This is a genomic window from Micromonospora sp. NPDC023737 (genome assembly GCF_040639715.1).
Classification (GTDB): domain Bacteria; phylum Actinomycetota; class Actinomycetes; order Mycobacteriales; family Micromonosporaceae; genus Micromonospora.
Genome location: NZ_JBFAAL010000022.1, coordinates 15,512 through 30,844, shown reverse-complemented (window position 1 = coordinate 30,844; position 15,333 = coordinate 15,512). Strand labels below are relative to the sequence as shown.

The following is a 15,333-nucleotide window of genomic DNA, read 5'->3' as shown; positions in this document are numbered from 1 at the left end:
GGAAGCCGTGATGGACGTTCCGACCGCAATCGACCTGTCCGGCGACGGCGACGGCATCGAGCCGATCGCGATCGTCGGGATGGCCGCCCGCCTGCCCGGCGCGGCGGACGTGAACGAGTTCTGGCGCAACCTGGTCGACGGGGTGGAGTCGATCACCGAGCTCAGCCGCGAGGAGCAGCTGGCCCGGGGAGCCACCGTCGAGGAGGTGGACGATCCGGGCTGGGTCGACCGGGCCCCGCTGATCGACGGGTACGACGAGTTCGACGCCGCGCTGTTCGGGATGACCGATCGGGAGGCGGCGATGACCGACCCCCAGCACCGGCTCTTCCTGGAGTCCTGTCACACGGCGCTGGAGGACGCCGGTTACGACCCGTCGCGCTACGACGGCGCGGTCGGCGTGTACGCGGGCACCGGCGGCAACACCTACCTGCACCGCTACGTGCTGCGCAACAAGCGGGTCGGAGGCAACCCGCACAGCGCGGTCTCCATCGCCGCCGGCAACTCGCCGAACTACGTGGCGACCACCGTGTCGTACCGGCTGGACCTGCGCGGTCCGAGCCTCACCGTCCACACCGCCTGCTCGACGTCGCTGGTCGCGTTCCACCTGGCCTGCGAGGCCCTGCGCAACGGTGAGTGCGACATGGCGCTCGCGGGTGGGGTGAACGTCGAGCTGCCACACGTCGGCTACCTCGGCATGGACGGCTTCACCTCGCCCGACGGGCGGTGCCGGCCGTTCGATGCCGGCGCGAACGGCACCGTGTGGGGCAGCGGCGTCGGCGTCACCCTGCTCAAGCGCCTCTCCGACGCGATCGCCGACGGCGACGCGATCCGCGCGGTCGTGCTCGGCAACGCGATCAACAACGACGGCGCCGGTAAGGTCGGCTTCACCGCGCCGAGCGTCGACGGGCAGATGGAGGCGGTCGCCCAGGCGGTCGCGATGGCCCGCGTCGACCCGCGCACCGTCAGCTACATCGAGGCGCACGGCACCGGCACCGCCATGGGCGACCCGATCGAGGTGGCCGCGCTCTCCGCGGTGTACGGCAGTGAGACCGACGACCGGGGCTGGTGCGGCATCGGTTCGGTGAAGTCCAACATCGGCCACCTCAGCCAGCCGTCCGGCATCGTGAGCGTCATCAAGACGGTGCTCGCGATGGAGCACGGCCTGATCCCGCCGACGATCAACTACGAGACCCCGAACCCGGCCATCGACTTCGCCGACACCCCCTTCTACGTTACGAACACGCTCACCAAGTGGGACACCGACGGTGCTCCGCGTCGGGCCGGCGTCAGCTCGTTCGGCATCGGTGGCACGAACGCCCACGTGGTGCTGGAGCAGGCGCCGGCGGCGTACCGGAGCGCACGGCGGGTGCGTCCGGCGCAGTTGCTGCACGTCTCGGCGCAGACCGCCACCGCGCTGGAGAGCGCGGTGCAGCGGCTCGCGGAGCGCCTCGGCGAATCGGCCGACGCCGGCCCGGAGTACCTCGCCGACGTGGCGCACACGCTGCGGGTGGGTCGGCGGGAGTACCCGCACCGGGCGGCGGTGGTGGCCGTCGACCTGTCCGGCGCGGTGGCCGGCCTCGGTGATCCGCGGCGCCTGCACCGCGGGGTGGCCGACGGTCCGCCCCCTCGGGTCGGCTTCCTGTTCTCCGGTCAGGGCGCCCAGTACGCCGGCATGGGCGCGCAGCTCTACGCCGAGGAGCCCGGCTTCGCCGCGGTCGTCGACGAGTGCGCCGAACTGCTGCACCCCGAGTTGGGGCTGGACATCCGGGACCTGATCCTGGGCCGGGAGCCGGAGGCAGCCGAGAAGCTGACGCAGACCCGCTACACCCAGCCCGCCCTCTTCGTGGTCGAGTACGCCTTGGCGCGGCTTTGGCAGGACGCCGGGGTGAAGCCGGCCGCGATGATCGGGCACTCCATCGGCGAGTACGTGGCCGCGACCGTGGCCGGCGTGCTCAGCCTCCCCGACGCGCTACGGGTGGTGGCCGCCCGCGGCCGGCTGATGCAGTCCCTCCCGGCCGGCTCGATGCTCGCCGTTTCGCTGGACGAGTCGGCGGTCGCCGAGCGCCTGCCCGAGGGGTTGGCCGTCGCCACGGTCAACGGCCCCGGCACCTGCGTGGTGGCCGGCGAGACCGAGACGGTCACCGCGTTCGCCGAGACGCTCAAGGGCAAGAGCAAGCTGCTGCGTACCTCGCACGCCTTCCACTCGCCGATGATGGAGCCGATCCTGGGCGAGTTCACCGCCCTGATGGCGTCGGTGCCCCTGCGTCCGCCCACGGTCCCGTTCCTGTCCAACGTCACCGGCACCTGGATCACCGACGAGCAGGCCACCGACCCGGCGTACTGGGCGTCGCACCTGCGCCGGCCGGTGCGCTTCGGTGACTGCGTGGCCACCCTGCTCGGCGAGGGCACCTGGCAGCTCGTCGAGTGCGGTCCCGGGACGCAGTTGGCCAACCTGGCCCGTATGCAGGTCGCCAAGGCCGCCTCCGAACAGCGCAGGCTCACCCCGCTGGGCAGCCTCCCCGGTTCCGGCGACTCCACCGGTGACCTGGCCACTCTGCTCGGCGCCGCCGCCGTGCTCTGGTGCGCCGGTACGCCGGTACGACTCGGGGCCGATCCGCAGGCGCGGCGGGTGCCGCTGCCCACCTACCCGTTCCAGCGGCGCCGCTACTGGGTCGACCCGGACCCGGAGCAGCAGGTGACGGCCACTGTGGATTCCGGGCCGCGGCCGCTGCCGGAGTGGTTCGCCGTGCCGGTCTGGCGGCAGGCCGCCCCGGAGCCGCGTACCGAGCCGCTGGGTCGCTGCCTGGTCCTTGTCGACGGTCCGCGCGGCGACGCGCTGCTCGCCGGGCTGCGGGCCGGGGGCGCCGACCCGATCGAGGTACGCCCCGGCGACGACTTCGCCGCGACGCCGACCGGATACCGGCTGCGCCCCGGATCGCGGGACGACTACGACGCGCTGGTCGCCGCGCTGACCGCCGACGGCGTACCGGCCCGGATCGTGCACGCGTTCACGTTGGACGGTGGACCGACCGGCACCGACATCACGGCGACCTGGGCCGCGCAGGAGCGGGGCTTATTCAGCGCGCTGCACCTGGTGCAGGCGCTCGCCGGCGCGGGGCTGACCACCGAGGAGGACACTCGCACGCTCGACCTGGTCACCGCCGGCGTCGGCGACGTACGCGGCGACGACCTGGTCCGGCCGGAGCACGCCACCCTCGCCGGACTGGCCCGGGTGCTCCCGGCCGAGCTGCCCGGGCTCGCCGTCCGGCTGATCGACGCCGACCCGACCGACGACGGCGGAAGCACCCTCGTGGCCGAACTGCGTCGCCCGCGCGACCCGGCACGGGCGGAGCTGGCGCTACGGGGCGCCCGCCGTTGGGTGGCCGACTACGAGCAGGTCACCGTCGACACGGAGGGTGAGCCGGGCGCGCTGCGCGACGGCGGCCGGTACGTGATCACGGGTGGTCTCGGTGGCATCGGCATCACCCTCGCCGAGGACTTCGCCCGGCGGGCGCGGGCCCGGCTGGTGCTGCTGGCCCGTTCCGGGCTGCCTCCACGGGAGCAGTGGGACGACCACCTCGCCGTGCACGGCCCCGACGACCGGGCCGGCCGGGCGATCGCGGCGATCCGCCGGATGGAGGCGGCCGGCGCCCGGGTGCTGGTGCTCGCCGCCGATGTCACCGACCCGGACGCCCTGCGCCGGGTGCGGGCCGCGGTCGAGGAGGCGTACGGCGGAATCGACGGCATCGTGCACGCGGCCGGCCTGCCCGGCGGCGGCATGGCCGAGGTCAAGGAGCGTGCCGCGGCGGAACGGGTGCTCGCGCCGAAGCTCGCCGGCACCCTCGCGTTGGCGCAGGTCTTCGGTGACCTGCCGCTGGACTTCGTGGCGCTCTGCTCGTCGATCACCGCGGTGATCGGCGGGTTCGGGCAGGTCGACTACTGCGCCGCCAACGCGTTCCTCGACGCGCACGCCCGTGCCGGGCAGGGCTGGCGGGCGCCGGTGCTGTCGCAGAACTGGGGCGGCTGGGCCGAGGTCGGCATGGCCGTCGAGACCGAAGTGCCCGCCGGCTTCCGCGCCGCCGGACGGGACACGGTCACCAGCAGCGTCGACCACCCGGTGCTCACCACCCGGGTCAGCGGGCCGGAGGGCACCGTGCTGCACGGGCTCGTCTCGGCCACCACCCACTGGATGCTCGACGAGCACCGTATCGGCGGGGTTCCGGTGGTACCGGGCACCGCGCACCTGGAGTCGGTGCGCGCCGCGGTGGCCGCGGCGTCGCCCGCCACCGCCGACGACGCGGTGGTCGAGCTGCGCGACGTGATCTTCTTGGAACCGTTCGCCGTGCCGGACGGCACGACCGCGCAGTACCGGGTCGAGTTGACCGCCGCCGAGGACGGCATCGACTTCACGGTGCGCAGCCTCAGCGGCGGGCGGCTGCGGACGCACGTGCGAGGTACGGCCGGCTGGAACACCGAGCCGGCCCCGCCGGTCCGGCAGGTGACCGTCGCGGGCCGCCGCGTCGACGACGACGCCTCGTTCGGCCGCGGCCGTACCAGCATGCTGACCTTCGGTCCACGATGGAAGGCGCTGCGGGAGCACCACCTCGGCGAGGGGGAGGAGCTGGCACGCGTCGAGGCGCCCGCCGAGGCGGCCGGCGACCTGGCCGCGTGGGGTCTGCACCCGGCCCTGCTCGACGTGGCCACCGCGTTCGGCCGGGGCCAGGGCTCCGGCACCTACCTGCCGATGTCGTACGGGCGGATCGTGGTGCGCGGGCCGCTGCCGGTGCGCTTCACCAGCCACCTGCGGCACCGGGCCGGCGCCACCGACGAGGTGGTCGCCGCCGATCTGACCCTGCGCGACGAGGCGGGCCGGGAGCTGGTCGCGATCAGCGACTTCGTGTTGCGCCGGGTCGACCAGGGTGCGGTCGCCGGCGGACTGGCCGCGATCGCGCCGGTCGAGGAGGCACCGGCCGGGTCGAGTGAGGACATCCGGCCGGTGGACGGGGCGGAGGCATTCCGCCGGAGCCTCACCGCCGGGCTCGGGGCGCAGGTGGTCATCGCCACCAGGACGGTCGCCGCTATCCGCGAGCGCGCCGGTCGGGTCACCACGGAGAGCGTCGAGGGCGAGCCGGAGGCCGCGGCGGCGCCGGTGGCGTCCGGTGGGGGATCGGCCGCGCCCGGCACCGAGCTGGAGATCGCCATCGCCCAGGTGTGGCGGGACGCCCTCGGTATGACCGAGGTGGGGGTGGACGACGACTTCTTCCACCTCGGCGGCAACTCGCTGGTGGCGGTGCAGCTGATCGCGGCGATGCGTAAGGCCACCGGTGTCCGGCTGCCCATGCGCAGCCTCTTCGAGACGCCCACCGTGGCCGGCCTCGCCGCCCGGATCGAGGAGTTGCGCGCCGCCGCCCCCACCACCGACGAACCGACGGCCTCTGCGGCCATCCCCGCAATCCCGCGACTGCCGCGCGCCTGAGAACGAGAACAGGAGTTGGAGAGACTCATGAGCGACACGATCGCCACACTGCCGGTGGTCGTCGAGAACGACGGCCGATCCCTCACCGATCTCATCGCCGACCGTCGGGTGGAGCTGCGCGCCGCCCTGGTCGAGCACGGCGGGCTGCTGTTCCGCGGCTTCGACGTGGGCGGGGTGGACGGTTTCGACCAGGTGGTCCGTGCCCTTTCCGGCGAGCCGCTGACCTATACGGAGCGTTCGTCGCCCCGGCACGCCATCAAGGGTCGGGTCTACACCTCGACCGACTACCCGCCGGACGAGGAGATCTTCCTGCACAACGAAAACTCGTACCAGGCCCGCTGGCCGCTGACGTTGTTCTTCTACTGCATCACCGCACCCGAGACGCAGGGGGCGACGCCCCTGGCCGACGTACGGCGGGTGTACCAGGAGATCGACCCGCAGGTGCGGGAGGAGTTCATCCGGCGCCGGTGGATGCTGGTGCGCAACTTCCACGAGGACTTCGGGACGCCGTGGCAGCACGTGTTCAACACCGATGACCGGGCCGAGGTCGAGGCGTACGCGGCGGCCAACCGGATCGAGCTGGAGTGGCGGGGCAGGGGCGGGCTGCGCACCCGGGCGGTACGCGACGTCGCACACCACCGTCCCGGCTCGGACATCCCGCGCTGGTTCAACCACGCGACGTTCTTCCACATCAGCACCCTTCCCAAGGACTACCAGGAGGGGCTGCTCGACATGTTCGGCGCCGAGGACCTGCCGTCGAACACCTACTACGGCGACGGCGGTGAGATCCCCGCCGACGTCATGGACCACCTGCGGGCCGCGTACCGGGCCGCGAGCGTCCGCTTCGACTACCAGCGCGACGACGTGCTGGTGGTGGACAACATGACCGCGGCGCACGGTCGTGAGCCGTTCACCGGCCCCCGCAAGATCGCCGTCGCGATGGCCGAACCGTACACCCCCGAGAGCACTGGAGCGATCTGATGGCCGAACCCCGATTCCTCGTCGTCCGCAACGACGAGGAGCAGTACTCGATCTGGTCGAGCGACCGGGAACTGCCCGCGGGCTGGCACGAGGCCGGGTTCACCGGCAGCCGCGAGGAGTGCCTGGCACACATCGACGGCGTGTGGACCGACATGCGCCCGCGCAGCGTCCGGGAGACGGCGTCATGACCAAGGAGTGGAGCTTCCCGGCGTCGTTCGCCCAGGAGCGGATCTGGATCGCCAACCAGCTCGACACGGCCTCGCCGGTCTACAACATCTCCAACCCGTGGGTCTTTCCGGCCGGGGTCACCGCGGAGCAGGCCACCGACGCGTTCAACCAGGTCGTCGCCCGGCACGAGACGCTCCGCAGCCACCTGCGGGTCGACGACGGCACCCTGGTGCAGGTGGTCCGCGCCGCGGAGCGTTTCGAGCTGCCCGTGGTCGACCTTCGCGAGCTGAGCGGTGCCGAGCAGGAGCGGCGGTACGACGCCGAGCTGACCGAACTCGCCCGCACGCCGATCCCGCTGGACGCCCCGCCGCTGTGGCGGGCCCGGCTGCACCAGCTCGCCGACGACCGGGTGACGCTGCTGTTCGTGGTGCACCACGCGGTCTACGACAGCCACTCGTCGGGGATCCTCACCGGGGAACTGGCCGCGTTCAGCCGGGCCGCGCTGACCGGCACGCCCGCCGAGGTGCCCGAGCTGCCCATCCAGTACGCCGACTTCGCGGTGTGGCAGCGCGAGCAGCTCGCCGGCGCGGAGCTGGAGCGGCAGCTCACGTTCTGGCGGGAGCGGCTGGCCGGGGCGCCCGCCGTGACCGGGCTGCCACTGGACCGCTCCCGCCCGGCCCAGCTCGGCTTCGCCGGCGACGAGATCCGTTTCGACCTGCCCGAAGGGCTGCTCGAGCGGGCGACGGCACTCGGGGCCGGCAGGGCGGCCACCCCGTACATGGTGCTGCTGGCCGCGTTCGCCGCGCTGCTGTCCCGGACCGCCGGGGAGGAGGAGCTGGTGGTCGGCGTCTCCACCGCCGGCCGGGACAGCTCCGAGCTGACGCCGCTGATCGGCATGTTCGTCAACCCGGTGGCGCTGCGGTGCGACCTGACCGGCGACCCGACGTTCGGTGACCTGCTCGGCCGGGTGCGCGACGGCCTGGTCGACGCGCTGGAACACGGGCAGACCCCGTTCCAGCGGCTCGTCGAGGCGATCGCGCCGCAGCGGGACCCGTCGGTGCAGCCGATCTTCCAGACCGCGCTGAACTACATTCCGGAGTCCGGACTGGACGCGGTGCCGCTGGGCACCACCAAGGACGACCTGGCCTTCGACATCACCACCGGGACCAGCCGGCTGGTCTACCGCACCGCGCTGTTCGACCGGGCCACCGCCGAGACCGTCATCGCCCGCTACGTCCGCCTGCTCGAGGCGGCCGTCGCCGACCCGCAGCAGCGGGTCTCGGCGCTGCCGCTGCTCGACGATGCCGAACGGGAGCGGGTGCTGGTCACCTGGAACGACACGGCGCACGAGCTGCCGGCGTCCACGGTGGTGGACGAGCTGCAGCGGCAGGCGGCGGCCACCCCGGACGCCACCGCGCTGGTCCACGAGGGCGTCGCGCTGTCGTACGCCGAGCTGAACGCCCGGGCCAACCGGCTCGCCCGACTGCTGGTCAGCCACGGCGCCGGCCCCGAGAGCCGGGTGGCGCTGGCGCTGCCCCGCTCGGCGGAGCTGGTGGTGGCCATCCTCGCGGTGCTCAAGTCCGGCGCCGCGTACGTCCCGGTGGACACCGGCTACCCGGCCGGTCGGATCTCGTACCTGGTCGAGGATGCCGAGCCGGCGCTGGTGCTGGCCAGCGCGGAGACCGCCGGGCTGGTGCCGGACGGGGCGTTGGTGCTCGACGCGCGCACCGGCGCCGAACTGGCCGACGGCGACCTCACCGACGCGGATCGGCTCGCCGCGCTGCGCCCGGAGCACCCGGCGTACGTGCTCTACACCTCCGGTTCGACGGGGCGGCCGAAGGGAGTGGTGGTGGAGCACCGGGCGGTGGCCACGTACCTGGCCTGGGCCCGGCACACCTACCCCGGGCTGGGCGGCACGGCGTTGCTGCACTCGCCGGTCTCGTTCGACCTGACCGTCACCGGCCTGCTCGGCACGCTCACCGCCGGCGGCACGGTGCGGCTGGCCGCGTTCGACGACGCCGCCGCCCGGACGGGTGGCCGCCCGACGTTCCTCAAGGTCACCCCGAGCCACCTGCCGCTGCTGGAGTCCGAGCTGTCGCCCACCAGTGATCTGGTGATCGGCGGCGAGGCGCTCACCGGCGAGCAGCTGGCGCGGTGGCGTCAGGGACACGCGGACGTCGCGGTGATCAACGAGTACGGCCCGACCGAGGCGACCGTCGGCTGCGTCGCGGCCGGGATCGCGCCGGGGGAGGCGGTGCCCACCGGTCCGGTGCCGATCGGACGTCCCACCTGGAACACCCGCGCGTACCTGCTCGACGCGGCGCTCAACCCGGTGCCGCCGGGGGTGGTCGGGGAGCTGTACGTCGCCGGTGACCAGTTGGCCCGCGGCTACCTGCGCCGGCCCGGCCGGACGGCGGAGAAGTTCCTGCCCTGCCCGTACGGGGCGCCGGGGCAGCGGATGTATCGCACCGGGGACCTGGCCCGCTGGCGGTCCGACGGGACGCTGGAGTACCTCGGCCGCCGCGACGACCAGGTGAAGATCCGGGGCATGCGGATCGAACTCGGTGAGATCGAGTCGACGCTGCTCGCCCGGCCCGACGTGCGGGAGGCGGCGGTGGTGGTGCGCACCGACTCCGGCGAGCCGGAGCTGGTCGGCTACCTGGTCGGCACCGCCGACCCGGCGACCCTCGCCGTGGACCTCGCCCAGGAGCTGCCCGCACACCTGGTGCCGGCCGCCCTCGTCGTGGTGGACGCGCTGCCCCTCACCCCGAACGGCAAGCTCGACGTCGCGGCGCTCCCCGCGCCGCAGGCCGGCCCCACCGCCGGCGGCTACGTCGCCCCGCGCACCGAGGCCGAGGCGCTGGTCGCCGAGGTCTACGCCGAGATCCTCCACGAGGACAAGGTCGGCGCGTTGGACGACTTCTTCGTCCTCGGCGGCAACAGCCTTCGCGGCATGCGGGCGATGGCCCGCATCCGCGCCGAGGTGGACGTGGACCTGCCGATGCGGGCGCTGTTCACCAGCCCGGTGGTGGCCGACCTGGCCGCCCTGATCGAGCAGCGGATCGCCGCTGAGCTCGACGGGCTTTCCGAGACCGAGGTCGCCGCGCTCCTGGCGGCGGAGAAGGACAAGCCCTCATGACCGACCTGAAGGATCCGGCGCGGGACCCCGCCCGGCAGGCGCTCATCGCGCAGCGGTTGCGGCGGCGGCAGTCCGCCGCTCCCGCGGCGCGGATCACCGTGCGTCCGCCCGACGCGGAGGTGCCGCTCTCGTACGCCCAGGAACGGGTCTGGTTCATGGACCAGCTCGCCCCGGGTGAGGCGGCCTACCACATCGCGGTCCCGATGCGGGTACGCGGCCCGCTGGACGTACCGACGCTGCGCGCGGCGCTCGACGGTCTGACCCGGCGGCACGAGTCGCTGCGCACCCGGTTCCCGGCGGACGCCGACGGCCGGCCGACGGTCGTGATCGAGGAGAGCGTCGAGGTGCCGCTCACCGTCGTGGACGCGGCCGACGCGACGGCGGCGCAGGAGCTGGTGGAGGCGGCCTCGACCGAACCGTTCGACCTCGCGCACGGTCCACTGCTGCGTGCCCTGCTGATCCGGTTGGCACCCGAGGAGCACGTGCTCTTCCTCGGCAAACACCACATCGTCGGTGACGGCTGGTCGGTGGACCTGCTGCTACGTGACCTGGTCACCCTGTACCGGGGGGCCGAGCCGCCCGCCCTGCCCGTCCAGTACGGCGACTTCGCCGTCTGGGAGGCGCAGGAGCTGGCCGGGCCGGCGGCGCAGGGACACCTGGAGTGGTGGCGGCAGCGCCTCGGTGGCGTGACCCCGCTGGAGCTGCCGCTGGACCTGCCCCGCCCGGCCACGCAGACCTACCGTGGTGACTTCGTCGAGTTCACTTTGGACGGAGCGACCCGGGACGGCCTGTACGAACTCACCCACTCCTACGGCGGCACACTGTTCATGACGCTGCTCGCCGCGTACCAGGTCCTCCTGGCTCGCCACGCCGGCCAGGAGGATTTCGTGGTCGGCGCCTCGGTCGCCGGCCGCTCCGTCCCGGAGCTGGAGAACGTGGTCGGCATGTTCATCAACATGCTGCCGCTGCGCGCCGAGCTGGCCGGCGGGCCCACCTTCGGCGAACTGCTGGAGCGGACCCGGCACAGCGTCCTCGACGCGCTGGAGCACGGCGAGGTGCCGTTCGCCAAGGTGGTGCACGAGCTGGGACTGCCGCGTGACGTCAGCCGGTCGCCGGTGTTCCAGGCCATGTTCGTGCTGCAGAACTACGACATCGGCCGGTACGCCAAGGTCCCCGGCGACAACACCGTGACGTTCACCTGGACGCCGATGGAGCTGCGGGCCACCCGGTTCGACATCGAGCTGCACGTCGTGGAGACCGTCCGCGGGCTCTGGGGCAAGCTGGTGTTCAACACCGACCTGTTCGCCCGGGAGACCGTGCAGCGGATGGCCGACCGGTTCGGCACGCTTCTGCGGGCCGTGGTGGCCGCGCCGGACACTCCGGTCTCCGCGCTGGACCTGCTCGCCCCGGTCGAGCGGGAGCTGCTGGCCGCCTGGAACGACACCGTCACCGACTTCCCGCGTGAGCAGACCCTGCACGCCCCGATCGAGGAGCGCGCCGCCCGTACGCCGGACGCGGTGGCGCTGCGGTTCGAGGGCCGTTCGGTGACGTACGCCGAGCTGAACGCCGCCGCCAACCGGGTCGCGCACCGGCTGCGCGCGGCCGGTGTGGGCCCGGAAACGCTGGTCGGCGTCTGTGCGGAGCGCTCGGTGGAACTCGTCGCCGGTCTGCTCGGCGTGCTGAAGGCCGGCGGGGCCTACCTGCCGCTGGACCCGGAGTATCCGGCCGACCGGCTGGCGTTCATGGTCACCGACGCGGCCGCGCCGCTGGTGCTGGTCCAGGCGCATTTGCGTGGCGTGCTGCCGGAGACCGGCGCGACCGTGCTCGTCCTCGACGACGAGCGGACCTGGGCGGACCAGCCGACGACCGACCCGGCCCCGGCGAGCGGCCCAGAGCAGCTCGCGTACGTCATCTACACGTCGGGCTCGACCGGCCGGCCGAAGGGGGTTCCGAACACCCACCGGGGCATCGTCAACCGGCTGGACTGGATGCAACGGACGTACCGGATCGGCCCGGACGACGCGGTGCTGCAGAAGACGCCGGCGAGCTTCGACGTGTCGGTGTGGGAGTTCTTCTGGCCGCTGCGCGAGGGCGCAAGGTTGGTGCTGGCGAAGCCCGGCGGGCACAAGGACGCCGGTTACCTGCGGGACCTGCTGATCGCCGAGGCGGTGACCACCACCCACTTCGTACCGTCGATGCTGACGGTGTTCCTGGCCGAGGAGGGCGTCGAGGCGGCGACCGCGCTGCGTCGGGTGATCTGCTCCGGCGAGGAGCTGCCGCTGGCCACCGCCACCGAATTCACCGCCCGGCTGCCCTGGTGCGGCCTGCACAACCTGTACGGCCCGACCGAGGCGGCCATCGACGTCAGCTCCTGGTACTGCGACCCGGCGCTGCTGGCCGGTCTGACCAGCGTGCCGATCGGCGCGCCGATCGCCAACATGCGGCTGCACGTGCTCGACGCGGCCGGCAACGAGTGCCCGGTCGGGGTGGCCGGTGAGCTGCACATCGGCGGTGTGGGGCTGGCCCGTGGCTACCACCGCCGGCCGGCGCTGACCGCTGAGCGGTTCGTGCCGGACCCGTTCTCCGGCGAGCCGGGCGCCCGGCTGTACCGCACCGGTGACCTGGCGCGCTGGCGGCTCGCGCCCGCCGCGGGCGGCACGGACCGTCCCGGCGGGGCCATCGAGTTCCTCGGTCGGGTCGATTACCAGGTCAAGCTGCGTGGTCTGCGGATCGAGCTGGGCGAGATCGAGAGCGCGTTGCGCGAGCGGCCCGGAGTGACCGAGGCCGCGGTGATCGTCCGGGAGGACACGCCCGGCGACAAGCGGCTGACCGCCTACCTGGTGGGGGCGGCCGAGCACGGTGAGGTGAAGGCAGCGCTGAAGGAGACGCTGCCGGAGTACATGGTGCCCGCCGCGTTCGTGACTCTCGACGCGCTGCCGCTCAGCCCCAACGGCAAGCTGGACCGCCGGGCGCTGCCCGCGCCGGTGGTGACTCGCGAGGCGTCGGTGGCGCTGGTGGAGCCGCGCGACGACACCGAGCGGCTGCTCGCGGCGATCTGGTCGGAGGTGCTCGGCGTGCCGACGCTGGGCATCGACGACGACTTCTTCGACCTCGGCGGGCACTCAATGCTCGCCACCCAGGTGGTCGCGAAGATCCGCAAGGCGGAGCACGGCGGGCGGCCGGTCGGCGTGATGGACCTGTTCCAGCAGCGCACCATCCGGGAACTGGCCGCCTTCATGTCGGGCGCGACCGGCGAGGCGGGGCCGCGCCGGCTGCTCTACGAGCTGACCAAGCCGATCCCGGCGAACCAGCGTGTCGTCTCGTACGTCTGCGTGCCGTACGGCGGCGGCAGCGCGATCGTCTACCAGCCCCTCGCGGACGCCCTGCCGGCTGGGCACGCGCTCTGGTCGCTGGCCATCCCGGGACACGACGTCGGGCTCAGCGAGGACGCGGTGCCCTTCGACGAGCTGACCACGCGGGTGGCCGAGGAGATCCTCGAACGCATCGAGGGCCCGATCGTGCTCTACGGACACTGCGGCGTCGGCAGCGCCATCGTGACCGAGGTGGCACGCAAGGTGGAGGCGACCGGCCGTGAGCTGGAGGCGCTCTACATCGGCGCGATGTTCCCGTTCGCCCGCCCGAAGGGGATCTTCGCGGCGGTTCGGACCCGGCTGGAGGCACTGCGGAGCAACCGGCACTACGCGAGTTGGCTGAAGTCGATGGGGGTGGACACCGACGAGCTGGATCCGGAGCAGGCCGACCGGATCATCAGCAACATGCGGGCCGACTCCCGCGCCTCCGAGGAGTACTTCACCGGTTTGCTCGACCGTCGGGTGACGAAGTTGCGTACCCCGATCGTCTCGGTGGTCGGCTCCGAGGACCCGGTCACCGACTACTACACCGAGCGGTACGCGGAGTGGCAGTTCCTCAGCGACACGCTGGCGCTGGTGGTGCTCGACCAGGCCGGGCACTTCTTCCTCAAGTACCGAGCGGACGAGCTGGCGGAGATCGTCACCCGCACGCACCGCGCCGTCGGCGACGGGACCGTCGCCGAACTCAGCCGCGAGACGCGGGGCGAGGACGCGAGCTGGGCGGTCCACGACACGCTGGCCGTCGGCGTCGAGGAGCAGCCCAAACCCGACACGGTGAAGCCGAGCATGGCCCGCTTCGTCGCGGTCACCGCCGGGCAGCTGGTCTCCACCACCGGGTCGGCGCTGACCGCGTTCGCGCTGCCGATCTGGCTGTTCAACCGGACCGGGTCGGTGGCCAATCTGGGTCTGCTCTGGGCGCTGGCACTGCTCTGCGGCGTGTTGATGCTGCCGATCGCGGGGGCGATCACCGACCGGGTGAGCCGGCGGAAGATCATGATGATCGCCAGCAGCAGCGCCGGCTGCGTGCAGGTGGTGCTCGCCGCGCTGCTCTGGACGGACAGTCTGGCGCTGTGGCACATCTACGGTCTCGTGGCGTTGAGTCAGGTGGCCGGGTCGTTCCAGCGGATCGCGTTCCAGTCGGCCGTGCCGCAGCTCGTGCCGAAGCGCTACCTCGGGCACGCGATGGGCATCACGCAGCTCTCCAACGGTTTCGCCATGCTGCTCATGCCGGTGTTCGCCGCCGGTCTGCTGGCCGCCATCGAGCTGAAGGGCATCGTGCTGCTCGACGTGGCCAGCTACGTGCTGGCCGTACTCACCCTGGCCCTGGTCCGCTTCCCGAACGCGCTGGGCTGGCGGCCGAGGGAGCGGCTGCTCGTCGCGATCGCCAACGGGTTGCGTTACTCCTGGCAGCACCGCGGGTTCCGGCTGATGCTCGGCTACTTCGCGCTCGGGAACATCTTCCTGGCCCCGGCGCTGGTGCTCATCACGCCGCTGGTGCTGTCGTTCGGCACCGCGACTCAGGTGGCGCAGGTGGCGCTCGCCGAGGCGCTCGGCGCGGTGGCCGGTGGCGTGCTGATGTCGCTCTGGGGCGGCCCTCGGCGTCGGCGGATGATCGGCGTGCTCATCGCCAACCTCGGCACCGCGATCGGTTGCGTCCTGATCGGCCTGGACGCCTCGCTGGTGATGATCTGCGTCGGCGTGTTCTGGCTGGCCATGGCGATGACCACGGCGCAGTCCATCTACGCCACCATCGTGCAGGTCAAGGTGCCGCAACGCTTCCACGGCCGGGTGTTCAGCCTGAACCAGACCATCTCCTGGTCGACCCTGCCGATCGGGTTCGCGCTGCTCGCCCCGGCGGCCACCGGCCTGTTCGAGCCGATGTTCGCCCCCGGTGGCGCGTTGGCCGGCTCGGTGGGCGCGGTGATCGGTACCGGGCCGGGCCGGGGGATCGCGTTCGCGTACGTCTGCTTCGGTGCGGCCCTGGTGCTGATCACCCTCGGTGGCTTCGCGATCCGGCTGCTGCGTCGCTTCGACCTCGAGGTAGAAGACTCGCTGCCGGACGACCTGGTCGGTGCGCAGGAGCGGGAGCGGCGTATCGCCGCCCGCGCTGCCGAGCGTGAGGAGAGGGCGCTGGTATCGGCGTGAGCGGTGGGGGCCTCCCACCACGACCGGAGGCCCCCACCGCCACCCCGCCGATC

At 72.8% G+C, this 15,333-nt stretch carries 5 protein-coding genes; all 5 read left to right on the top strand.

The features are described 5' to 3' along the window. Nucleotides 1–10 precede the first annotated feature (10 nt). Genes AB0F98_RS29045 through AB0F98_RS29025 form a run of 5 tightly spaced genes read left to right on the top strand, consistent with a single transcriptional unit; the run spans nt 11 to nt 15,280 of the window. Nucleotides 11–5,476 (top strand): SDR family NAD(P)-dependent oxidoreductase, encoded by a 5,466-nt coding sequence (locus AB0F98_RS29045; protein ID WP_357741835.1) that lies wholly within the window; start codon nt 11–13, stop codon nt 5,474–5,476. 27 nt (nt 5,477–5,503) lie between these two features. Then, a complete protein-coding gene (locus AB0F98_RS29040) occupies nt 5,504–6,457 on the top strand; it encodes a TauD/TfdA family dioxygenase (RefSeq protein WP_357741833.1) in 954 nt (317 codons plus the stop codon). Continuing rightward, nucleotides 6,457–6,645, top strand: a complete 189-nt coding sequence (locus tag AB0F98_RS29035) for an MbtH family NRPS accessory protein (RefSeq protein ID WP_357741830.1) — start codon at nt 6,457–6,459, stop codon at nt 6,643–6,645. The genes AB0F98_RS29040 and AB0F98_RS29035 overlap by 1 nt, the downstream gene beginning before the upstream one ends. Continuing rightward, nucleotides 6,642–9,764 (top strand): amino acid adenylation domain-containing protein, encoded by a 3,123-nt coding sequence (locus AB0F98_RS29030; protein ID WP_357741827.1) that lies wholly within the window; start codon nt 6,642–6,644, stop codon nt 9,762–9,764. Before AB0F98_RS29035 ends, AB0F98_RS29030 begins: the two co-directional genes overlap by 4 nt. Then, nucleotides 9,761–15,280, top strand: coding sequence for an amino acid adenylation domain-containing protein (locus AB0F98_RS29025; RefSeq protein ID WP_357741824.1), 5,520 nt, complete (start codon nt 9,761–9,763; stop codon nt 15,278–15,280). Before AB0F98_RS29030 ends, AB0F98_RS29025 begins: the two co-directional genes overlap by 4 nt. The last annotated feature ends 53 nt before the right edge of the window (nt 15,281–15,333 follow it).

Coding starts and splice junctions, on each gene's coding strand:
- AB0F98_RS29045 (WP_357741835.1), top strand. CDS start 11: ATGGACGTTCCGACCGCAATCGACCTGTCCGGCGACGGCGACGGCATC.
- AB0F98_RS29040 (WP_357741833.1), top strand. CDS start 5,504: ATGAGCGACACGATCGCCACACTGCCGGTGGTCGTCGAGAACGACGGC.
- AB0F98_RS29035 (WP_357741830.1), top strand. CDS start 6,457: ATGGCCGAACCCCGATTCCTCGTCGTCCGCAACGACGAGGAGCAGTAC.
- AB0F98_RS29030 (WP_357741827.1), top strand. CDS start 6,642: ATGACCAAGGAGTGGAGCTTCCCGGCGTCGTTCGCCCAGGAGCGGATC.
- AB0F98_RS29025 (WP_357741824.1), top strand. CDS start 9,761: ATGACCGACCTGAAGGATCCGGCGCGGGACCCCGCCCGGCAGGCGCTC.